Raw genomic sequence first — 21,137 nt, 5'->3', positions numbered from 1 at the left:
GCATGTCCGCCCTGCTCGGGGCACTGCTGCTGATCATGGCGCTGGCCGGCTGCGCCGACGACGCCGCCCGGGCCAGGCAGGTCAAGGTCACCCTCGCCAACCACGTCTGGAGTACGGCGATCCAGGAGTTGATCGGCGAGTTCGAGGCGGAGACCGGCCTGGACGTCACGGTGACCACGCTCGGCGAGAGCCAACTGTCCGACCAGTACAACGTGAAGCTCAACGCCGGCACCGACGACATCGACGTGATGATGTTCCGGCCGCTGCAGGAGGGCCGCCAGTTCATCCACAACAAGTGGCTGGCCGACGTGACCGACCGGACCGGCGACCCCGCCTACCAGTGGGACGACTTCATGGAGTCGGCCCGGGACGCGGTCAGCGACGGCGAGCGGGCCTACGGCGCACCGTTGATCACCGAGCGGGAGATCCTCTACTACAACGCGGACCTGCTGCAGCGGGCCGGGATCGACGGGCCGCCGGAGACGCTGGACGAACTGGTCGCCGACGCGGCCCAGGTCAAGGAGCGGGTGCCGGACACGTTCGGCTTCGTCAGCCGCGGCCAGCGGTCGCCGGCGGTGACCCAGTTCTCCAGCTACCTGTTCTCCTGCGGCGGCGATTTCGACGACGGTACGGCCTCGACGCTCGACTCGCCGGAGGCCGTCAAGGCGTACCAGGTCTACACCGATCTGCTCCGCGAATCCGGCCCGCCGGGCACCTCCAACATGAACTGGCCGGACGCGTTCGCGGTGTTCCAGCAGGGCCGGGCCGCGTTCCTGACCGACGCGGACAGCCTGTTCGCCAACGTCACCGATCCGGAGAAGTCGCGGGTCGCCGACCAGGTCGGGTTCGCCCGGTTCCCGGCCGGGAGCGCCGGTTCGAGGCCGTACAACGTGACGTCCTGGGCCCTCGGCATCAACGACGTCTCGGAGCACCAGGAGAACGCCTGGCGGTTCATCCAGTGGGCCACCTCGCCGGAGATCACGCTGCGGATGCAGCAGGCCGGTACGCCGAGCGCGCGCACCTCGGTCTGGGACGACCCGTCCGCCACCGCCGACCTGCCGCCCGAACTGGTCGAAGTGATCAAGGACAGCTTCAACGGCTCGGTCGGCCATGACCGGCCGCGGGTGATGAAGGTGCCGCAGGCCCGCGACATCGTCGGCGGCCCGCTCGTCGTCGGCCAGCAGGGTGGCGACATCGCGGCCGCGGCGGCCAAGGCGGCCGAGGAGTACGACGAGCTGCTGGCGAAGGAGCGCCGATGAGCTCCCCTTCGACAGGCTCAGGGCGCGTAGGTGGCTTCCTGAACCGGCACCGCAAGTGGGTGCTGGCCGGTCCGGCGTTGATCTTCGTGGTGGCGATGCTGGCGTTCCCGCTGGCCTGGACGCTTTATCTCAGCGTCACCGACGCGTCCGGTTCGGTCCGGGCGGACAAGACGTTCATCGGGCTGGACAACTACGCCGAGGTGCTCACCGATGTCGAGCGGTTCTGGCCGGCGGTCGGCCGGACGGTGGTGTTCACGGTCGGCGCGATCGCGCTCGAGGTGGTCTTCGGCATGATCATCGCGCTGCTGCTGTGGCGGCCGTTCCGCGGCCAGGGGCTGGTCCGGGTGGCGATCCTGCTGCCGCTGGTGGCGACCCCGGTCGCGGTCGGCATGATGTGGCTGTTGATCTTCGAGCCGACGATCGGTGCGGCGAACCAGTTCCTGGAGCTGATCCGGATCCCTGCCCAGGGCTGGATCTCCGATCCTGATCAAGCCCTGCCGACGTTGATCTTCGTCGACGTCTGGCAGTGGACGCCGATGGTGACGCTGATCTTGATGGCCGGGCTGACCGCTCTGCCCGGCGAGCCGGACGAGGCGGCCCGGGTGGACGGCGCGTCGGGCTGGCAGCGGTTCTGGCACGTCACGCTGCCGCTGCTCGCGCCGACCGTGATCGCTGCGGTCCTGTTGCGCAGCATCGACGCCCTGAAGACGTTCGACATCCTGTACGCCACCAAGGGCAAGGGCGGCGGCTCGGCGCACGAGGTGGAGACCCTGAACATCTACGCGTACGGCCTCAGCTTCGACTACAACGAGTACGGCCTCTCCTCGGCCGTGTTGATCATCTTCTTCCTGATGATCGTGGCAGTGGTCGCCGTACTCGTGCTGCGGCGAGGAAAGGCGGCACCATGACCCGGAAGCGCCTGCTCGGGATCGGCCGCGGCGTCGCGCTGGCCGTGATCGTGATCGGCTTCGCCGTGCCGCTGATCTGGATGGTGCTGGCCGCGTTCAAGAGCAGCCTGGACATCACCGATCCGACCAAGACGTTGATCTTCACGCCGACCCTGGACAACTTCCGGACCGTGTTCGGTCAGCAGAACTTCCTGCCGTTCATCGGCAACAGCCTGGTCGTCGGCGCCCTGTCCACGCTGCTGTCCCTGCTGCTCGGCGTCCCCGCCGCGTACGCGATGAGCCGGTTCCGGATGGGCGGCTCGGCCGGTGTCGTGCTGCTGGCCCGGATCATCCCCGGAGTCAGCCTGCTGGTGCCGTGGTTCTACGTGTTTGCGAACCTGCGGCTGGTCGGCAACTACTCGGCGCTGGTGCTGTCGCACATGTTCGTCACGCTGCCGCTGATCGTCTGGATCATGATCGGCTACTACGACCAGATCCCCGAGGAGCTGGAGGAGTCGGCGCAGGTCGATGGGCTGACCCCGTTGGCCGCGTTCGCCCGGATCACGCTGCCGCTGTCCACCCCGGGCATCGCGACCGCGAGCATCCTGGCCTTCATCTTCTCCTGGAACAACTTCATGTTCGCCCTGGTCCTGTCCGGCGAGAACACCCGCACCCTGCCGGTCGCGATCTTCAACTTCATCGCGTACGCCAGCATTGACTGGGGCGGCCTGATGGCGGCCTCGGTGATCATCACCGTACCGATCATGATCATCGCCCTGTTCACCCAGCGCTACATCGTGGCCGGGATGACCGCGGGGGCGACCAAGGGCTGATCAGGGAGCGGTCGCGCCGTGCCGGAGCAGTGCAAGCAGTTCGTCCGTGGCGGCGGCCGGGTCGGGGGCGGGATCGTCGGTGAGGAAGCGGGCGGCGATGCCGTCGGCGGCGCCGCCGAGGATGACCGCGAGCCAGTCCGGGTCGAGGTCCTTGCGGTACCCGCCGGACCGCTGGGCGGACTTGATCAAGGTCGCCAAGGTGGCGTTCTTGGCGGACGGATCGGGGTTGCCGGCGGCCTCGTTCGCGCCGGATTCGATCATGGTCTCGGTGAGCAGGCGGGCCTGCGCCGGGTGCGCGGCGACGTAGTCGATCATGCCGGTCAGATAGGCCTCGACGGCGGCCGCCGGATCGGGCGCCGCGTCGACCCGGGCGCCGACGTGCTCGACCACCCTGGCGATGACGAAGTCGTACGCGGCCTTGATCACGGCGTTCTTGCTGGCGAAGTGGTAGATCACCGCGGCCTTGGTGATGCCGGCGGCGTCGGCGATCCGTTGCAGCGACGTGCCCGCGTAGCCGTGCCGGGCGACCAGGTCGATCGTCACCTCGACCAGCTGGGCCCGCCGGGCCTGCTCCGTGAAGGTCGTACGACGCGCGGACATCAGCGGAGTCCCTTGGCGAAGGCGGCAAGATCATCGGCGATCTCCTGCGGATACTCGCCGTTGATCGCGTGCGAGGCCTCCGGATAGAGCTTGACCGTGCCGTGCCGGAGCGTCTGCTCGGCGACCCGCGCCGCCTCGGCGGAGTCGTGCATGACGGACCGTCCGGCCATGATCACCAGGATCGGTACGTCGATCGCGGCGAGTTGTTCGGCCGGGAAGCGGGCCGGCGAGGGCAGTTGCTTGGCGTAGCTCTGCATGCCGACCTCGATCAGGTCCGCGACCGGTACGTCCTCGACCGGCGCACCGTTGGCGGTCCAGCTGTTGAAGTCGTCCCGCCAGCTCTTCGGCGCGAACGGCAGCGCCACCGGGATGGACCGCAGGATCACCGACAGCGGCAGGTCGTTGAACGTCGTCGCCGGGTCCAGGACGACCGCGCCGGCCACCTTCCCGGTGCGGTGCACGACGTGGTTCATCACGTTCCAGCCGCCCAGCGACACCCCGAACAGGATCACCCGCTCCTCCGGCAACTGGGCCAGCGCCTCGTCCAGCCAGCGCGCCTGGTCCGCGCCCGAGGTGATCGGCCGCTCCTGCACGCTCCTGCCGGGCTCGCCGATCATGTCCAGCGCGTAGACGTCGCCGACCTCGAGCAGCGACGGCAGGTTGTCCGCCCACATCGGGGTCGAGGCGGAGGTGCCGGGCAGCAGCACCACCGGCGGATTCCCCGTCCCGGTTCCGGTCCAGCGGTAGAGCCGGACCACGCCGAAGCTCGTCCGCAGATCGATCACCCGCTCCGGCTTCGGCAGTTCGGCCATCGCCCGCTCGTACGCGGCGCCGAACCGGTCGTACCCCTCGGCGGACCGGAAGTGCCCGACCGGCGAGGGTTCCCGCAGCACGAACGTTACGACTCCCGCAGCGACCAGCAGACCGGCCAGCACGGGGATCAGCACCCGTCCTCGTCGTTTCGCCATTCCATTTCTCCTAACCGTATGGTCAGTGAACCTACCACATGGTCAGTCGCGAGGTCGTACGGTAGCCTGCCGGGAACCTCGGGGGTCCCGGGATGCTGCGACCGGGCCCTCGGAACCGAGCCCGCCCGACGCCGAGTAGGTGCCATGTCCCCACCCCGCTCCAGGCCGAAGCTGATCGGCCTGATCATCTACGCGATCGTGTTCGTCACCGCGACCACGACCGCCGTCGTCTTCTCGGTCCGGTCGGCGAGTTCCGGGACGGATCTGCGGTCCAACCTCACGTTCATCGCGCCGGCCGGCGTCGGCGGCGGCTGGGACTCGTTCGCCCGGGAACAGCAGCAGGCCATGCGGTCCGCGGGCATCGTCAACAACGTCCAGGTGGTCAACATCCCCGGTGCCGGCGGGACGATCGGGCTGAGTCGGTTCACCACCATGACCGGGCAGGCGACCAACGTGATGGCGACCGGGACCGCGATGCTCGGCGGGATCGAGTTGAACGACAGCCCGGTGGACCTGAGCGACGTCAAACCGATCGCCCGGGTCGCCCAGGACTACGACGCCGTCGTGGTCTCGGCCGAGTCTCCGTACCGGAGCATCGACGACATCGTCGCGGCCTGGCGCCAGGACCCGAAGGCGGTCACCTGGACCGGTGGTTCGGCCGGCTCGATCGACCATCTGATCATCGCCGCGCTGGCCCTGGAGGTCGGCGTCGACCCGGCCGGCATGACGTTCATCCCCAAGTCCGGCGGCGGTGAGGCGATGCAGACCCTGCTCAACGGGACCACCGACGTCGCGGTCACCGGCTACAACGAGATCGCCGACCAGGTCGAGTCGGGCCGGGTCCGGGCGCTGGCGATCTCGGCGCCGGACCGGCTGCCCGGGGTCGACCTGCCGACCCTGGTCGAGGCCGGCTACCAGGTGGACCTGGTCAACTGGCGCGGCGTGCTGGCTCCGCCCGGCATCACGGACGAGGAGCTGGCCGAGCTCAAGGCGATCATCGAGGAGACTCGGAACTCGACCGCCTGGCAGGACGCGCTGACCCGCAACAAGTGGGTCGACTCCTACCTCACCGGCGCGGAGTTCGACGAGTTCATCACTCAAGATCAACAACGGATCGCGGAGCTGATCAAGGAGTTGGGCCTGTGAGCGCGGCAGCACTGCGCCGCTGGGGCGAGGGGCGGTCCGGTTTGATCATGGCGGCGATCCTGGCCGGGTTCGCCACCTATCTGATCATCGGCGTCGCCGTGATGGAGATCCCCGAGGGCACCGACCCGCCCGGCCCCGAGGTGTTCCCGATGATCATCGCGATCGCCGGGTACGTGATCGCGGTGCTGCTCGCGGTGAGTTGGCTGCGCACCCCGACCCCGGCGAAGCCGGCCACCTACACCGAGGACGACGACGTCTCCGACGAGGAGCGCCGGGAGGCCGAGGCTGCGGCCCAGGTGCCCTACCGGGCCTTCTCCGACTGGCCGTCGCTGGCCTGGGCGTTCGGCGGCTTCGCCGCGTTCGCGGCGCTGCTGGAGTTCGCCGGCTGGATCATCGCGGCGGCCCTGCTGTTCTGGTGCGTGGCCCGGGCCATGGGCAGCCGGCGGCCGCTGTTCGATCTCACCCTGGCGCTGACCGTGAGCAGCCTGGTCTATCTGGCGTTCGACGTAGCGCTCGGGCTCAATCTCCCGTCCGGGATCCTCGGAGGTGGTGCGTGATGGAAACCCTGGGGATGCTGATGGAGGGGTTCGCCCACGCGTTCACCCCGCTCAACCTGCTCTTCGTCGTCGTGGGCTGCCTGCTCGGCACCGCGGTCGGCGTGCTGCCCGGCCTCGGCTCGTCGATGGCGGTGGCGCTGCTGCTGCCGATGACGTTCGCGCTGGACCCGACGGCGGCGTTCATCATGTTCGCCGGCGTCTACTTCGGCGGCCTGTTCGGCGACTCGACGATGGCGATCCTGATGAACACGCCGGGCCAGGCGTCGGCCATCGCGTCGACGTACGAGGGACACAAGATGGCCCGCTCCGGCCGGGCTCCGCAGGCGCTCGCGACGGCGGCGATCGGCGCGTTCATCGGCGGCATGGCGTCCTGCATCGTCGTCGTCTTCCTGGCGCCGACCTTGGCCGACATCTCGACGAGTTTCGGGCCGGCGGAGTATTTCGCGCTGGCCCTGTTCGCGTTCGTGGCGACCTCGTCCGTGGTCGCCGACTCCGTACTCAAGGGGATCGCCTCGCTGATCCTCGGGCTCGGCATCGCCACCATCGGCATCGACTCCGTGACCGGCACCGAACGGCTCAGCTTCGGCGTGCCGGACCTGTTCGACGGCATCTCGCTGGTCACCGTGACGGTGGCGCTGCTGGCGCTGGGCGAGGTGTTCCACATCGCCTCCCGGATCCGGCGCGACCCGGCGTCGAGCTCGATCCGGCGCTCCGGCCGGCCGTTCCTGTCGCTGCGCGAGTTCCGCGAGGCGCTGCCGGCCTGGCTCCGCGGCACCGGCATCGGGCTGCCGTTCGGCGTGATCCCGGTCGGCGGCGCGGACGTCCCCACCTTCATCGCGTACGGCGCCGAGCGGGCGCTGGACCGGCGGCGCAAGCCACCGCAGTTCGGCAAGGGCGCGATCCGCGGCCTGGCCGCACCGGAGGCGGCCGGCAACGCCACCACCGGTACCGCGATGGGCGCCCTGCTGGCGCTCGGCCTGCCGGTCTCGGCGACCGCGGCGATCATGCTCGCCGCCTTCCGGCAGTACGGTCTGCAGCCGGGACCGTTGCTGTTCGAGCGGGCGCCCGAGCTGGTCTGGGGTCTGCTGGCCAGCTTCTTCCTGGCCATGATCGTCTTGTTGATCTTGAACCTGCCGTTCGCCCAGCTCTGGGCGAAGCTGCTGCTGATCCCGAGGCCGTACCTCTATGCCGGCATCGCCGTCTTCTGCGGGCTCGGCGTCTATGCGACCTCGTCCTCGGTGTTCGACCTGTTCCTGCTGCTCGGCATTGGCGTGCTGGCCTTCCTGATGCGCCGGTACGCGTTCCCGATCGCGCCGCTGTTGATCGGGATGGTGCTCGGTCCGCTCGCCGAGACGAGCCTGCGGGACGCGCTGCTCAGCTCCGGCGGCGACTACGCCGTGTTCGTCAGCAGCCCGATCGCGATCGTCATCCTCAGCCTGCTGCTGATCGCCGTGTTGATCTCGATCATCGGCCGGTTCCGCGCCCGGCAGAGGAAGGACTTCTGAGCGCGCTGGCCGTAGGTCGGTGATCATCTGCTCCAGATGCTCGGTGAGCGCCGCAGCCTGTCCGGCCGCGTGCCGGTGGTTGGTCTGATGATCATCGAGCGGGATCTCGGCGGCGACGTTGGCCAGACTCACCCTGAACAGTCTCACTGATGCTCATTGAGGGCTTCATTGATACAGTGAGGCCCTCACGAAACTACAGTGAGGATTCGGTGGGGAGGGAGAGCGTGCATCCAGACCAGCTCGACCAGCTTGTGCGCCAACTCCGGATACAGCGCAACGACGACGCACGGTGTGAAGTCAAAGCATGTACTTCCGATCTAGGAAGTGCCGTTTGGGATTCCGTCAGTGCGTTCGCCAACACCAGCGGCGGAATGCTGCTCCTCGGCTTGGATCAGGAGTCCGGATTCGCACCGGCACCCGGCTTCAATCTCGACCGCGTACGAGACCAGTTCGTCGACGGCATCGGCGACGGCGGCTCACCCGGCCGGCTCGTCAAGCCGCCCAGTTACGCAATCGAGCGAGGCGAGGTGGACGGGGCTCCAGTCTTGCTGGTTGAGGTTGCCGAGAACGACCTCGGAAGCAAGCCCTGTTACGTCCGGGCGAAGGGAGTCCAAGGCGGAAGCTTCAAGCGCGTTGATGACAAGGACATCAAGCTCTCCGCTTCCGAGATCTTTGAGATGCAGGTCGCCCTCACATCGCAGGACACTGACCGGCGCCCTGTCAGCGAGGCCGAGATCGACGACCTTGACGATGCACTGGTGGAAGCCCTGCTGGACAGGCGTAAAGGTTCCAAAGCACTCCGGGGTGCCAAGGGCCGCGCAGAGCAACTGTCTCGCCTCAACGTCACCACGAAAGACGGCATCGTGCGCCTGGCCGGCCTGCTGGTGGTCGGGCGTTATCCACAACAGTTTCTTCCCCGGCTCCTGATCGATGTCACGGTCCACCCCGCGAACGAGAAGTCGGCTCCGGGCGAACCGGTGCGTTTCATCGATCGAGAACAGTGCGAAGGGCCCCTCGCTGAAGCCATCGACCAGGCGGTCTCTGTGACGGCCCGCAATCTGCGAACCTACTCGACGGTTGAGGGAACTGCACGTGTCGACCACCTTGAGATTCCCCGGGAGGTCCTCCGCGAAGCCATCGCCAATGCAGCCGTGCATCGTGAATACCACCAACTGTTTCAGGGCCAGCCCGTCACCGTCGACGTCTACCCCAATCGCGTCGTCGTCACCAACCCAGGAGGCCTGTGGGGCGGCAAGACACTCGAAAGTCTCGACGACGGAATCTCTCGCTGCCGGAACCAGACGCTGATGCAGTTGCTTCAAAGCGTGCCGGTCGCCGACACCGCCGGCGTCACCGTCGAGGGCCAAGGTGGCGGGATCAAGATGATGATTCACGAAATGGAAGCTCACGCGCTCGACCGCCCCCGGTTCCGAATCTCGCCCGACCAGGTTGTGGTTGAGCTGCGTCGTCACGGTGCCGAGATCCCGGCCCTTCGCGCCTGGCTCGGCGGGCTCAGCACCGATCCCCTCAGCGACTACGACGACGCCGCCCTCCTTGTCGCCAAGAGGGAGGGGAAGGTGGGCGTCACGGACCTTCGCGACCTTCTGCGCCTTGATTCCGACGACATCCGCCAACTACTCAGCGACCTCAGCAATCGAGGCCTGCTCCGCTTCATCGGCGGCGAGAGCTACGAACTGTGGAGCGATGAACCGCGACTTCGTACGTCGGACGAGCAAGTCATAGCCGCCTTGTCGGCGGAGTCGCCCTTGGATATCCACGAGCTGTCGGCGGCGGTTGGCAAGTCTCCGAACACGCTGCGCCCGATCCTTCGCCGCCTCATCGGCGACGGCCATGTGACACCGACGGCCCCAGCAACGAGTAGGAGCCGTAAGTACCTTCGGACCCGATGACGATCCGGAAGGTTTGAACAGGCCAACATCCAGGTCGATCTTGATCCGACCCGCCGGACGATCGCGCGTCGCCACTTGGCACGGGCACCAGATCTGCCAAGAATGGGAGCCTGCGAACCGAAGGAGACGGCGATGTCCGATCGAGTGTCCCGACGAACCCTGATCGCGGCCGGAGCTTCGGCGGCAGTCGGTACGACCATGATCGGCGTCCCGGTGGCGCGGGCAGACCGCGGCGGTGGCGGGCCGGTGCCGGAACCGATCAAGGTCCGGGAGGCGATCGGGCGCGGCGGGGCGGTGGCCTCGGTCGACCCGTACGCGAGCGACGTCGGGATCAAGGTGCTCCAGGCCGGCGGCAACGCGGCCGACGCGGCGATCGCGATGGCGGCGACGCTCGGCGTCACGGAGCCGTACTCCTGCGGGCTCGGCGGTGGCGGCTTCTTCGTCTTCTACGACGCGCGCAGCCGCAAGATCAGAACGATCAACGGCCGCGAGACCGCACCGGCGAGCTTCACCGAAGATCAGTTCACCGACAGCAACGGCAAGCCGCTCGACTTCGCCACGGTGGTCAGTTCCGGACTGTCGGTCGGCGTCCCCGGCACGCCGGCCACCTGGGCGGTCGCCGCCCGCCGGTTCGGCACCCGGCGGCTGGCCGACCTGCTCCGGCCCGCCGAGGAGCTGGCCCGGCGCGGTTTCGTCGTCGACGCGAACTTCAACTCCCAGACCGCGGCCAACGCCGAGCGGTTCGCGATGTTCCCCGAGACGGTCCGGGTCTTCCTGCCCGGCGGCGAGGTACCCGAGGTCGGCAGTGCGCTGCGCAACCCGGACCTGGCCGACACCTACCGGCGGCTCCGGGAGTGCGGGATCGGCGACTTCTACCGCGGCCGGCTGGCCCGCGCCGTGGTCTCCGAGGCCCGCCGGCCGTCGACGGCGCCGGGCGTCGAGGTGCTCGGCGGCAAGATCACGCCGGGCGACCTGCGCCGCTATTCGGCGCCGGTGCAGCAGCCGACCAAGAGCAAGTTCGGCCATCTCGACGTGTACGGGATGAGCGTGCCGAGCTCCGGCGGGATCGCGGTCGGCGCGGTGCTCAACCTGCTCGACGCCTACCTCGAGGTGTCCGGGCTGCCGCTGTCCGAGCTGACCGAGGTGGAGTATCTGCACCAGTTCTCGGAGGCCTGCGCGACCGCGTTCGCCGACCGGAACCGCTGGGTCGGCGACGTGCCCGCCGTGCCGGTGAAGGAACTGCTCAGCAAGGGGTTCGCGCACGAGCGGGCCAAGCTGTTCGACCCGGACAAGGCGCAGCCGCGGCCGATCCCGTTCGGCTTCCCGGACGGCGACTACGACGACCCGCCGGGCACCGGCGACCGGCAGTCCGAACCGTACGAGGGGCGCTCGACGACCCACCTCAACGCGGTCGACCGGTGGGGCAACGTGGTCGCGTACACGCTGACCATCGAGCAGACCGGCGGCTCCGGGATCACCGTGCCGGGCCACGGCTTCCTGCTCAACAACGAGCTGACCGACTTCAACTTCGTCCCCGTGACACCGGGCGTGCCGGACCCGAACCTGCCCGGCCCGGGCAAACGGCCGCGGTCCTCGATGAGCCCGACGATCGTCCTCGAGGGCGACCAGCCGGTGCTCGCGGTCGGCACCCCAGGCGGCGCGACGATCATCACCAGCGTGGCCCAGATCATTGCCGGGCACCTGGGGCGCGGGCTGCCGCTGGTCGAGGCAATCGCGACGCCCCGGCTGAGCTCGCGCAACGGCACCGAGCAGGGCGACCTCGGCCTGGTGGACTCCGAGACCGGCGCTGCTTTGCGGTCGCTCGGGCACGATCTCGCGGCGGCGACCTGGATCGGCAACGCCTCCGGCATCGCCGTCGACGGGCGTCGGCTGACCGCTGCGGCCGAGACCGAACGCGGGGGCGGCGGCGCGGCCCGCGTCGTCCGGCCGGACTGAGAAGGAGCCGGGGATGAGTTTCGCCAGCACGATGATGGACGTGCCGCTGCAGGTCCGGCGGCTGCTCGAGCACGGGGCCCGGATCCACGGGTCCAGCCGGGTCGTGACGGCGACCGATGAAGGGGTACGGACGCGGACGTTCGCCGAGACCGGGGCGCGGGCCGCGCAACTGGCCCACGGCCTGCGCGAGCTCGGCATCGGCAGCGGCGACCGGGTCGGCACGTTCCTCTGGAACAACGACCGGCACGTCGAGGCCTACCTCGCGGTGCCGTCGATGGGCGCGGTGGTGCACCCGCTCAACATCCGGCTGTTCCCGGAGCAGTTGATCTTCACCGCGAACCACGCCGGCGACCGGGTGATCATCGTCGACGACTCACTGGTGCCGGGCTTCGCCAAGCTGCTGCCCGCGCTGCCGAAGGTCGAGCACGTGATCGTCGCCGGCGACGGGGCCGATCTCGCCGTGTTCGATGATCTTGACGTCGCCGTGCTCTCGTACGAGGAGTTGATCAAGGACAGGTCGACGACGTACGACTGGCCCGACGTCGACGAGCGCAGCGGCGCCGCGATGTGCTACACGTCCGGCACCACCGGCGATCCCAAGGGCGTGGTCTACAGCCACCGCTCGATCTACCTGCATGCGCTGGGCGAATCGCTGCCGGACGTGTTCGGGCTGTCCTCCCGCGACCTGATCCTCGGCGTCGTCCCGCAGTTCCACGTGCTCGCCTGGGGACTGCCGTACGCGGCGTTCGCGACCGGCTGCTCGATGGCGATGCCGGACCGCTTCCTGGCACCGGAGCCGCTGGCCCGGTTCATCGCCGAGGCCCGGCCCAACAAGGGCGCCGGGGTGCCGACGGTGTGGGCCGGCCTGCTGCAACACCTGGCCGCGAACCCGGACGTCGACGTGTCGTCGATCGAGGAACTGGTGGTCGGCGGCTCGGCGCTGCCGCCGGGCATGCTGCGGGCGTACGGCAATCGCGGCATCACCATGGTGCACGCCTGGGGAATGACCGAGATGAGCCCGCTCGGCACCCTGGCCCGGCCGCCGGCCGGCGCGGCCCCGGTCGACGAAGAGCGCTACCGGCTCAGCCAGGGCCGGTTCGTCGCGTCGGTCGAGCCACGGCTGATCGGGCCGGACGGCGACGAGCTGCCCTGGGACGACGAGTCGGTCGGCGAACTTGAGGTCCGCGGTCCGTGGGTGGCCGACGCCTACTACGGCGTCGATGATCAGGAGAGGTTCCACGACGGCTGGCTGCGCACCGGCGACGTCGGCGTGATCAGCCCGGACGGCTACCTGCGGCTGACCGACCGGTCGAAGGACGTGATCAAGTCCGGCGGCGAGTGGATCAGCTCGGTGGAACTGGAGGGCCAGCTCGCGGCCCATCCCGACGTGGTCGAGGCGTCCGTCGTCGGCGTACCGGACGAGAAGTGGGGCGAACGCCCGTTGGCCGCCGTCGTGGTCCGGGAGGGCGCGGCGGTCACGTTCGAGGAGCTGCGGGAGTTCCTGACCGACAAGGTGGCCCGCTGGCAGTTGCCGGAGCGGTGGACGATCGTGGCGGAGATCCCGAAGACCAGCGTCGGCAAGTTCGACAAGAAGCGGCTCCGCCGGTCCTACCGCGAGCAGGAGCTCGACGTGACGACGCTGACCGCCGACTCATGATCAATGATCATCGAGTACGGGAGAAGGTGGCCTGGATCCTGCTCCGGGATGATCAACTTCTGGTGACCCGGGTGCACGGCCGGGACCGGTTCTATCTGCCCGGCGGCATGCGCGAGGAGGGCGAGACCGACAGCCAGACACTGGTCCGGGAGATCGACGAGGAGCTCCAGGCCGTGATCGATCCGGACACGATGCAGCACGTCCACACCGCCGAGATCCCGCCCGGCCACTCGGCCCACGGGCCGTTCCGGATGATCTGCTACGCCGCCGATCATCGCGGCGAGCTGGTGCCCGCGCGTGAGATCGCGGAGAAGGCGTGGTTCCGTTATGCGGATCGGGATCGGGTGTCCGTCGTGGACGCCCTGGTCTTCGACGCCTTGCACGAGAACGGCCGCCTGCCCTAGCGCCACAACGTTGGGCACGTCCTAATAACTGCGCTCGGCGTTGATGATCAATGTCGCCTCGAGTTCGCGGCGGCGCGGGGGCGCGGCGGGGTCGGTCAGGCGGTCGAAGAGGAGTTCGGCGCCGGCCCTCCCGACCTCGTACGGGAGGCTGTCGATCACCGTGATCCCGAAGGCCGCGGCCAACGGGAAGTCGTCGAAGCTGACCACGTCCGGGCGGGTCTCGGCGAAGGCCGCGGATTGGATCAGGCCGACGCAGAGGCGGTTGTTGTCGACGAAGATCGCGTCCGGTTCGGCCTTGATCAACAAATCTCCGGCGGCCCGCCGGGCGTCCTCCTCGGTGATCAACTCGTCCCGGACCAGCGCGGGATCGACGGGCAGCCCGGCGGCGGTCAGCGCGGCGACGTAGCCGGCCCAGCGCTCCTGCGCGCCACTGCCCCGGCGGGGGTGGCCGAGGTAGCCGATCCGCCGCCGGCCGGCCGCCAGCAGGTGCTCGACGCCCTGCCGGGTGCTGGCCTCGTTGGTGGTGGTGACGGAGTCCATCGAAGCGCCGAGACCGGGCGGCGGCGAGTCGACGAACACGATCGCCGAACCGTACGCGGCCTCGTGGGCCAGATAACCAAGATCATCGCCGACCGGCGCGATGACCAGCCCGGCGACCCGGTGCTCGAAGAACGACCGGATCTGGCGGCGTTCCAGGTCGGGATCGTTCTGCGCGTCGGCGGTCAGCACCAGGTAGCCGCGTTCGGCGGCGACCGCATGGATGCCGCGCAGGATCGGGGCGAAGAACGGGTTCATGCAGTCGCCCAGCGTGACGCCGATCGTCGTCATCGCCTGGCTCTTGCGGCGCAGCCCGGCGGCCACGTCGTTCAGCCGGAAGCCGAGCCGGTCCGCCTCCGCGACGACCCGCTGCCGGGTGGACTCCCGCACGGCCGCGTCGCCGCGGAGTGCCCGCGACGCGGTCTTGATGCTGACCCCGGCCGCCTCCGAAACCTCCTGCAGCCGCGGTCGCCGCGGCACGGGCGGCTCGGTGGTCATCTCGGGATTCTAAGCCGATCGTTGACACCCGAAACGGCACCCGCCTAAGGTCGTCTCACCGCGATGACAACGTTGACATTTCGTGATCGGGAAGGACCACCTGCCATGGCTGGATCTCCGAAGACCGTGGGCGCCGCGCTACTCGCCGGCGTCACCCTGTGCGGCCTGCTCGGTCCGTCGGCGCTCGCCGAGACGACCGGTTCGGCCGCCGGGACCGTACCGGCTGAGCGGTGCAGCGCCGGAGCCCCGTACCACTCGGACGAGCCGCTCGGCGCGCCGACCGCCACCGCGAACACCGAGGTGACCGAGGCGTTCCGGACGTTCGGCAACAACGGCGGCGGTTGGCCGAACCGGGGCGGCTGGGCCGCCTCCGACGGGGTCTACTCGACGACGGTGCCCGGGAAGGGCGTGGTCTGGCTGATGAACGACACGTTCCTCGGCCCGGTCAACCCGGACGAGAGCATGACCGAGCCCGGCTTCATCCACGGGTCGATCCTGCTCGGCGGCCGGGACGGGCTGCCGGACACCACGATCACCGGCGGCACCCGGGAGGACCCGACGTCGATCGCCGACCCGCCGGGCGCCGTCAACGGCGACCCCTGGTACTGGAACGGCGACGGCATCGTCGACGGTGGCCAACTGCGGGTGTTCGAGTACCGGACCGGGAAGACCGACGGCGAGCCGCCCTGGAACTTCGGCTGGATCAGCACCGACATCGTCACCTACTCGAGGGACTTCAAGGTCCGGGAGATCACGACCACCTACGGCGCCGCCGGCGGCGTCAGCTGGGGCACTGAGTTGGTCCAGTGCGGCCGGCACACCTACGTGTACGGGCTCAAGGACAGCTCCATCCATCTGGCGCGCGCCCGCGCGGGTGCCCTGACCGGGAAGGACTGGGAGTTCTGGACCGGCTCCGGCTGGTCGTCCGATCCCGACTCCACGGTGGCGATCACGACCGACGTCGGCGCCTCGTACAGCATCACCCCGATGGGCGGCCAGTTCGTGCTGACCACGACGTCGCGAGCGATCTTCACCGACCACCGGATCTACGTCTCGACGGCGCCGACCCCGCTCGGCCCATGGAGTCCGCGGACCGCCGTCTACACCGCGCCCGAGGGCGGCGTCGGCAACCTGTACGCGCCGTACAACGTGGCCGCCCATCCCGGCCTCAGCAAGCCCGGCGAACTGGTGATCTCGTACAACGTCAACAGCGAGAAGGGCGAGGACCTGCTGGCGAACGCCAACAACAACCGGCCGCGATTCGTTACCATCCGCTTCTGATCATGATCATGGATCACTGCTTCCGGGCGAGCTCGACGAAGTAGCGACCCGCGCAGCCCCGCAGGTGCTCTGGCGGGTCGACGACGTCCTCGTCGACGCCGCCGGTTGCCTCCAGCACCGCACCCAACGCGATGACGCCATATCCGGGCATCTCGATGGCAGTCCCGTCGGCAACAAGCTTGGAGCCTGGCGGCGCCACCAGCACATACTCGTCCCCGCCCACGGTCACACAGCCGGCGGCGTCGATGAGCCGGGCGATGGATCCGGCGGTGGACTGTTCGTGCATCCCGCTGCCGCCAGGATGAGGAGGACGGCCGGGATTCGGGTGCTCATGATGATCATCATCCGCCTGGTACATCCCAGCCGCTGCCTGATCAGGAGTAGACGATCACCTTGTCGCCGACCCGGGCCTGCGCGTAGAGGGCGACGATCGCGTCCCAGTTCCGTACGTTCACGCAGCCGTGCGAGGCGCCGTTGTAGCCGCGGGCGGCGAAGTCGGCCGAGTAGTGCACGGCCTGGCCGCCGCTGAAGAACATCGAGTACGGCATCTTCGTGTGGTACAGGTTCGAGATCACGTCCTTCTTCTTGCGCAGAACGGAGAACGTGCCCTCGCGGGTGGGCAGTTCGTCGGAGCCGAACCGGACGTCCATCTCGAGCTTGGGCTTGCCGTTGATCAGCCAGACCAGGTGGTTGGTGCGCTTGCTGATGCAGATCGCGCGGCCGGTCAGGCAGCGTTCGTCGAGGTCCTTGGCGGAGCCGGTCGGGACGGCGTCGGCCAGTTCGGCCGCGGTCGGCTTGCGGGTCAGGCCGAGCAGCGTGTCCCAGGTCTTCTGATCCACGGCGCCGGTCACGTCGAGCTTCCGCTTCTCCTGGAAGCCTTCCACGCCGGCCTCGGTGACCGGGCCGTACGTTCCGGTGATCAACTCGTCGAACCAGTCGAGCTGCTTCAGCCGGGCCTGCAGCTCCTTCACCTGGTCGCCGGCGTCGCCGCGGGACAGGATCGCCGGCTTGGCGGGCTTGTCGGCGAGTTCGGCCTTGGTGGGCGTACGGGTCCGGTCGAGCAGGGCGTCCCACGTCTTCTGGTCGACCTCCCCGGTGGTGAGGAGTTCGCGCTTCTCCTGGAATCCCTTGACGGCGGCCGCGGTGACCGGGCCGTAGTTTCCGGTGATCTTCTCGGCGAACCATTCCAGCTGCTTCAGCCTCGCCTGCAGCTCCCGTACCTGATCACCGGAGTCGCCGGCGGCCAGGATCGCCTTCGGTTTCGGCGCTTCCGTGGGCTTCGGCGTCATCGGCGGCGTCGGTGTGGGCGTCGACGCGGACGGCGTCGGAGTTGTGGTTGACGGGGTCGACGCCGAGGGCGTCGGCGTGATTGGCGTGGGGGTCGGGGCGACCGGTCCGGGCGGCCTCACCGCCGGGCGGGCGACCGGCGTGGGCTGGCCGGCCAGCGGGTCGGCGAACTGGACCTGCGAGCCGCAGCCGGCGACCAGCAGCGATCCGCCGACGGCCAGCCCGGCCAGGATCCGGATCCCGCGACGGAGCCGGTCAGCGACAACGACCATGTGAGTACGGCCTCCCCTTCGACCGGGACGCTCGTCGCGTGCAAGTTTCCCGCAACTCATGCGTCACACCAGTCACAGAAGTTACACGGACGGGCCACAGTGGCACGAGGTTTCGCGGCGTGTCGTGACGCGACCGGTATCGACCGCTGTGAATTTCCGCCGGTCACACGCGGCCGAATGTCACTCCGGAACGGCTATGAAGTCCGGGCGGCACCTACGCGGTTGTCGGCGGAGTCGTCCTCGGTCGGGGCGGCGAGGGTGAGCTCGACGTTGTCGATCAGCCGGGTGGTGCCGACCAGCGCGGCGGCGGCGAGCAGGGCCGGGCCGCTGTCCTCGTCGTCCAGGACCGCGAAGGTGTCGGGGTCGACCACCTCGGCGTAGTCGAGGACGAAGTTCGGGTTGTCCAGGGCGGCCTGGTCGAGCACCTCCAGCGCCGTACGCCGGGCGGCCGACGCGGTCACCTCACCGCTGGCCGCCTTCAGCGCGCGCCAGAGCGCCTGCGCGGACTGCCGGTCCGGCGGCGACAGGTACTGGTTCCGGCTCGACATCGCCAGCCCGTCGGCCTCCCGGACGATCGGCGCCGGCACGATCTCGACGTCGACGTTGAGGTCGGTCACCATCCGCTTCACGCTGGCCAGTTGCTGCGCGTCCTTCCGGCCGAACAGCGCGATGGTCGGCTGGACCAGGTTGAGCAGCTTCAGGACGACTGTCAGCATCCCGTCGAAGTGCCCGGGCCGCGACGCCCCCTCGAACACGGCGCCGAGCGACCCGGCCTGCACGCTCACCTGTCGCGCCGCCGGGAACAGGTCGTTGACGCCCGGGTTGAAGACGATCTCGACACCGGCCTTCTCGCAGGCCTCGAGGTCCTGCTGCAGCGGCCGCGGATAGCGGGCGTAGTCCTCCTCCGGCCCGAACTGGAGCGGGTTGACGAAGATGCTCAGCACGACGACGTCGGTCAGCTTGCGAGCGATCTCGACCAGCGACAGGTGCCCCGGGTGCAGCGCGCCCATCGTCGGCACCAGGCCGACCTGGGCGTCGCCGAGTTGGGCCCGGGCCAGCTCCAGTTCGTGGATCGAGTGAATGACTTTCATGCTGCGTCCCCTAGGAAGGATTCGTCCGGCCGTTGCCGAAGGTGTGCTCGGCAGTGGGAAACCTGCCCTCCCGCACGTCGCCCGCGTACGTCTCCGCGGCCCGCCGCAGCTCGCCGGCGAGGTCGGCGTACTGCTTGACGAAGCGCGGCAGCGGGCCGGTGCGCAGCCCGGCGAGGTCCTGCCAGACCAGCACCTGGGCGTCGCACTCCGGGCCGGCGCCGATGCCGACGGTGGGAATGGACAGTTCCTTGGTCACCCGGCCGGCCAGTTCACCGGGCACCATCTCGAGTACGACAGCGAAGGCGCCCGCCGTGGCCACCGCGTGCGCGTCGGCCAGCAGTGCCTCCGCGGCGACCCCGCGGCCCTGCACCCGGTAGCCGCCGAGCGCGTGCTCGCTCTGCGGCGTGAATCCGATGTGCGCCATCACCGGGATCCCGGCGGCGGTGATCGCCTCGATCTGCGGCGCGGTACGGACGCCGCCCTCAACCTTCACCGCATGGCAGCCGGTCTTCTTGAGGAACCGGACCGCCGTGGCGAGGGCCTGCTCCGGCCCGCTCTCGTACGAACCGAACGGTAGATCCGCCACGACGAACGCCCGGCGGGTGGCCCGGACGACGGCCCGGGCCAGCGGGACCAGTTCCTCGACGGTGACGCCGATCGTGGTCTCGTAGCCGTACACGTTGTTGGCGGCCGAGTCGCCGACCAGCAGCACGTCGATCCCGGCCGACTCGAAGATCGCGGCGGTGTACTGGTCGTAGCTGGTCAGCATCGCCCACGGCCGGCCGTCCTGCTTGGCTCGCTGCAGGTCACCGATCCGAACCCTGCGTTGGGCAGGGTCCGCGGACGGGCCGTACGGGGCGGGTTCGGGCATCAGCCGTCCCGCTGCAGGACGAGGCCGGGCGCGGCCTCGGCGGGGTCGTGGCCGACGGTGATGATCGCGTTGCCGGCGTCGACGTGAACGACGGTCGGATCGTAGCTGCGGGCCTCCTCGTCGGTCATCGCCGCATAGGAGATGACGATCACCAGGTCACCGACCTGCACCAGGTGCGCCGCCGCGCCGTTGACGCCGATCACCCCGGAGCCGCGCTCGCCGGGGATCAGGTACGTCTCCAGCCGCGCCCCATTGGTGATGTCGACCACCGAGACCTGTTCGCCGGGCAGCAGGTCCGCCGCGTCCATCAGGTCCTCGTCGACCGTGAGCGAACCGATGTAGTTCAGGTCCGCCTGGGTCACCGTGGCGCGATGGATCTTCGACTTGAACATGGTGCGTAGCAACGGTCACGGCTCCTCAGGGGTCGGCCCCGAGGCGGTTGGTTCCAACACAGCACCCAAGCTTAGGACCTCGTGTCCACTGCCCGCTCCCGGAGCCGTCAGGACCGTACCCCCGAGTTCCTCGGTTCGGGCGGGGCGAGGAGGATGAGCGCATGATCAATCCCGGGCCGGAAGACTTCTTCTGGCGATCCATGGAGCTGCCGGACGAGCTCCTCGTCGGGGCGATCGACAGTCATGTCCACGCGGGACCCGTGCTGTCGTCCAATCCCGGCCACACCGACCCGATCGAGATCGCGGTGGAGGCGCGAGCGGCCGGAATGCGGGCCATCGTCTACTACGACGTCTTCGGTGGGGCCTCCGGGACGGCCTGGATGGTGAACCGCCATGTGCCGGGCATCCGGACCTACGGCGGCTACCTGATGAACTCCGGTCACGGCGGGCTGAACCCGCGCGCGATCAAGACCGCTCTGCACATCGAGGGTGGCTGCCGGATGATCAGTTTCGGCTCACACTGCACCTATCATCAGGCCTCCCGCGAGGCGACCGTGATCGATGGGCAGCGGGTCCCGCTGCATCAGGCGTACCCGAAGTTCGCCGCGGACGAACTGTCCCGGGCGGTCCGGATCCCCACCAGTGGGACGATTCCGGAGGAACTGGCCGAGATCCTGGAACTGGTCGCGGAACGGCCGGAGGTCTACCTCAACACCGGGCATGTGTCACACGACGAGGTGTTCCGGATCGTCGAGCTGGCCGCCGAGTACAAGATCGCCAAGGTGCTGGTGGCCCATCCGGCGCGTGGCCTGCTCAGCATCGACGAGCAGCGAGAACTCGCCGCGCGCGGGGTGTTCCTCGAGGGTGCGCTGGTCGACATCTTCGCGACCGGCGTGCCGCTGACCCACTACTACGTCGAGCGGGAGTACATCGACCGCGGCCACGAGTTGCCGCAGACCCGGCAGCCCGTCGCGGACTACTTCGAGACGCTCCGCGCAGTCGGGCCGGAGCACATCGTGCTCGGCACCGACTATGGCGTCCGCAATCTGCCCACCGCCGTCCAGGGCATGCGGACCTGGATCACGCTGCTGCTGGACTACGGTTTCTCGACCGAACAGATTCGTCACATGACGGCGGAGAATCCGGCTCGCCTGATCGGCATCGACCAAGATCAGGAACCCGCACGGAGCCGGATCGCCCGCTATCCCGAACCGACCTGACCGGCC

20 protein-coding genes are annotated in these 21,137 nt (G+C 69.0%); 12 read left to right on the top strand and 8 right to left on the bottom strand.

Translation table 11 applies throughout. The annotated features are described in order from the left end of the window. Positions 1 to 2: 2 nt before the first annotated feature. The 3 genes from BKA15_RS18295 to BKA15_RS18285 are packed head-to-tail and all read left to right on the top strand — an operon-like array spanning position 3 to position 2,979. Positions 3 to 1,259: an ABC transporter substrate-binding protein gene (locus BKA15_RS18295; RefSeq protein WP_218871442.1), complete on the top strand. Its 1,257-nt coding sequence runs from the start codon at positions 3 to 5 to the stop codon at positions 1,257 to 1,259. After that, positions 1,256 to 2,167, top strand: a complete 912-nt coding sequence (locus tag BKA15_RS18290; protein WP_179753113.1) for a carbohydrate ABC transporter permease — start codon at positions 1,256 to 1,258, stop codon at positions 2,165 to 2,167. The genes BKA15_RS18295 and BKA15_RS18290 overlap by 4 nt, the downstream gene beginning before the upstream one ends. Beyond that, positions 2,164 to 2,979 (top strand): carbohydrate ABC transporter permease, encoded by an 816-nt coding sequence (locus BKA15_RS18285; protein ID WP_179753111.1) that lies wholly within the window; start codon positions 2,164 to 2,166, stop codon positions 2,977 to 2,979. The genes BKA15_RS18290 and BKA15_RS18285 overlap by 4 nt, the downstream gene beginning before the upstream one ends. On the opposite strand, the gene BKA15_RS18280 is transcribed toward BKA15_RS18285, so the two are convergent. Together BKA15_RS18280 and BKA15_RS18275 are read right to left on the bottom strand one after the other, a co-directional pair. Beyond that, positions 2,980 to 3,579 (bottom strand): TetR/AcrR family transcriptional regulator, encoded by a 600-nt coding sequence (locus BKA15_RS18280; RefSeq protein ID WP_179753110.1) that lies wholly within the window; start codon positions 3,577 to 3,579, stop codon positions 2,980 to 2,982. Further along, positions 3,579 to 4,547, bottom strand: a complete 969-nt coding sequence (locus tag BKA15_RS18275) for an alpha/beta fold hydrolase (RefSeq protein ID WP_179753108.1) — start codon at positions 4,545 to 4,547, stop codon at positions 3,579 to 3,581. The genes BKA15_RS18280 and BKA15_RS18275 overlap by 1 nt, the downstream gene beginning before the upstream one ends. Positions 4,548 to 4,691: 144 nt before the next feature. Between BKA15_RS18275 and BKA15_RS18270 the strand changes: the two genes are divergently transcribed. The 7 genes from BKA15_RS18270 (at position 4,692) to BKA15_RS18240 (ending at position 13,682) form a co-directional block, all read left to right on the top strand. Beyond that, on the top strand, positions 4,692 to 5,693 hold the full coding sequence (locus tag BKA15_RS18270) for a Bug family tripartite tricarboxylate transporter substrate binding protein (RefSeq protein WP_179753106.1): 1,002 nt from the start codon (positions 4,692 to 4,694) through the stop codon (positions 5,691 to 5,693). After that, complete coding sequence (locus tag BKA15_RS18265) at positions 5,690 to 6,250, top strand: tripartite tricarboxylate transporter TctB family protein (RefSeq protein ID WP_218871440.1); 561 nt, start codon at positions 5,690 to 5,692, stop codon at positions 6,248 to 6,250. The genes BKA15_RS18270 and BKA15_RS18265 overlap by 4 nt, the downstream gene beginning before the upstream one ends. Next, positions 6,250 to 7,755, top strand: a complete 1,506-nt coding sequence (locus BKA15_RS18260; RefSeq protein WP_179758546.1) for a tripartite tricarboxylate transporter permease — start codon at positions 6,250 to 6,252, stop codon at positions 7,753 to 7,755. Before BKA15_RS18265 ends, BKA15_RS18260 begins: the two co-directional genes overlap by 1 nt. 149 nt (positions 7,756 to 7,904) lie before the next feature. Next, positions 7,905 to 9,665 carry an ATP-binding protein gene (locus BKA15_RS18255; protein WP_179753104.1) on the top strand — a complete coding sequence of 587 codons (1,761 nt, stop codon included), beginning with the start codon at positions 7,905 to 7,907 and terminating at the stop codon, positions 9,663 to 9,665. Between the two features lie 132 nt (positions 9,666 to 9,797). Then, on the top strand, positions 9,798 to 11,621 hold the full coding sequence (gene ggt, locus BKA15_RS18250) for a gamma-glutamyltransferase (protein ID WP_179753102.1): 1,824 nt from the start codon (positions 9,798 to 9,800) through the stop codon (positions 11,619 to 11,621). Positions 11,622 to 11,634: 13 nt separating this feature from the next. Continuing rightward, entirely contained in the window at positions 11,635 to 13,278 is a 1,644-nt protein-coding gene (locus BKA15_RS18245; RefSeq protein ID WP_218871438.1) for a long-chain fatty acid--CoA ligase, read from the top strand. Beyond that, positions 13,275 to 13,682 (top strand): NUDIX hydrolase, encoded by a 408-nt coding sequence (locus BKA15_RS18240; RefSeq protein WP_179753100.1) that lies wholly within the window; start codon positions 13,275 to 13,277, stop codon positions 13,680 to 13,682. The genes BKA15_RS18245 and BKA15_RS18240 overlap by 4 nt, the downstream gene beginning before the upstream one ends. A 21-nt stretch (positions 13,683 to 13,703) precedes the next feature. On the opposite strand, the gene BKA15_RS18235 is transcribed toward BKA15_RS18240, so the two are convergent. Next, complete coding sequence (locus BKA15_RS18235) at positions 13,704 to 14,717, bottom strand: LacI family DNA-binding transcriptional regulator (RefSeq protein WP_179753098.1); 1,014 nt, start codon at positions 14,715 to 14,717, stop codon at positions 13,704 to 13,706. A 105-nt stretch (positions 14,718 to 14,822) separates the two neighbouring features. Here BKA15_RS18235 and BKA15_RS18230 point away from each other — a divergent pair, with 105 nt between their 5' ends. Next, positions 14,823 to 15,998: a DUF5005 domain-containing protein gene (locus tag BKA15_RS18230; protein ID WP_179753096.1), complete on the top strand. Its 1,176-nt coding sequence runs from the start codon at positions 14,823 to 14,825 to the stop codon at positions 15,996 to 15,998. A gap of 13 nt (positions 15,999 to 16,011) precedes the next feature. Here BKA15_RS18230 and BKA15_RS18225 read toward each other — a convergent pair whose 3' ends face one another. The 5 genes from BKA15_RS18225 to panD all read right to left on the bottom strand — a co-directional run bounded on the left by BKA15_RS18225 (position 16,012) and on the right by panD (position 19,911). Then, a complete protein-coding gene (locus tag BKA15_RS18225; RefSeq protein ID WP_179753095.1) occupies positions 16,012 to 16,356 on the bottom strand; it encodes a hypothetical protein in 345 nt (114 codons plus the stop codon). Positions 16,357 to 16,372: 16 nt separating this feature from the next. Next, on the bottom strand, positions 16,373 to 17,557 hold the full coding sequence (locus tag BKA15_RS18220; RefSeq protein WP_218871437.1) for a L,D-transpeptidase family protein: 1,185 nt from the start codon (positions 17,555 to 17,557) through the stop codon (positions 16,373 to 16,375). 194 nt (positions 17,558 to 17,751) lie between these two features. Continuing rightward, positions 17,752 to 18,648 (bottom strand): pantoate--beta-alanine ligase, encoded by an 897-nt coding sequence (panC, locus tag BKA15_RS18215; RefSeq protein WP_179753093.1) that lies wholly within the window; start codon positions 18,646 to 18,648, stop codon positions 17,752 to 17,754. 10 nt (positions 18,649 to 18,658) lie between these two features. Next, positions 18,659 to 19,519, bottom strand: coding sequence for a 3-methyl-2-oxobutanoate hydroxymethyltransferase (gene panB, locus BKA15_RS18210; RefSeq protein WP_179753091.1), 861 nt, complete (start codon positions 19,517 to 19,519; stop codon positions 18,659 to 18,661). Then, positions 19,519 to 19,911, bottom strand: coding sequence for an aspartate 1-decarboxylase (panD, locus tag BKA15_RS18205; protein WP_376766809.1), 393 nt, complete (start codon positions 19,909 to 19,911; stop codon positions 19,519 to 19,521). The genes panB and panD overlap by 1 nt, the downstream gene beginning before the upstream one ends. A gap of 161 nt (positions 19,912 to 20,072) precedes the next feature. On the opposite strand from panD, the gene BKA15_RS18200 reads away from it, so the two are divergent. Next, positions 20,073 to 21,131: a DUF6282 family protein gene (locus tag BKA15_RS18200; RefSeq protein ID WP_179753087.1), complete on the top strand. Its 1,059-nt coding sequence runs from the start codon at positions 20,073 to 20,075 to the stop codon at positions 21,129 to 21,131. Positions 21,132 to 21,137 lie beyond the last annotated feature (6 nt).

This window comes from Microlunatus parietis, from assembly GCF_013407955.1.
Classification (GTDB): Bacteria; Actinomycetota; Actinomycetes; order Propionibacteriales; family Propionibacteriaceae; genus Microlunatus; species Microlunatus parietis.
Note: the sequence above shows the minus strand (reverse complement) of the source record. Positions and strands in the feature narration are given on the sequence as shown.